A 689-nucleotide genomic window follows, 5' to 3' on the forward strand; every position below is an offset into this window, starting at 1 on the left:
GTAACCAACGATGCGCCTACCGTTTTCCCTATCGGAAACACAACCGTAACTTGGACGGTAACAGACCATGCAGGGAATACCGCTACTTGTACTCAAATTGTAACGGTGGTAGACAATATAAATCCAACCATAACCTGTGCAGCGCCGGTAACGGTGCCTGTGGACGTGGCTTCCTGTACTGCGACTAAAGCCAATGTAACTCTCGGAAATCCAACTACTGCTGATAACTGTGAGGTGAAATCTGTAACCAACGATGCGCCTACCGTTTTCCCTATCGGAAACACAACCGTAACTTGGACTGTAACAGACCATGCAGGAAATACTGCTACTTGTACTCAAATTGTAACGGTGGTAGACAATATTAATCCAACTATCACCTGTGCAGCGCCAGTAACGGTGCCTGTGGACGTGGCTTCCTGTACGGTGGCTAAAGCCAATGTAATTCTTGGAACTCCAACTACTACTGATAACTGTGAGGTAAAATCTGTAACCAACGATGCGCCTACCGTTTTCCCTATCGGAAACACAACCGTAACTTGGACGGTAACAGACCATGCAGGAAATACTGCTACTTGTACTCAAATCGTAACGGTGGTAGACAATATAAATCCAACTATAACCTGTGCAGCGCCGGTAACGGTGCCTGTGGACGTGGCTTCCTGTACTGCGGCTAAAGCCAATGTAACTCT

Annotated in this window: 1 protein-coding gene (running past one end of the window); it reads left to right on the forward strand. The window is 47.0% G+C overall.

Annotated elements, in window-relative coordinates; all coding sequences use genetic code 11:
- Window positions 1-689: part of a PKD domain-containing protein coding region (locus tag ACP7AQ_RS15965; RefSeq protein WP_426096157.1), annotated on the forward strand (this coding region is incomplete at its 3' end). The annotated region extends 138 nt beyond the left edge of the window; the window shows 689 of its 827 annotated nt.

Source organism: Flavobacterium sp. DSR2-3-3 (assembly GCF_049896585.1).
In the GTDB taxonomy this organism is placed as follows: Bacteria; Bacteroidota; Bacteroidia; order Flavobacteriales; family Flavobacteriaceae; genus Flavobacterium.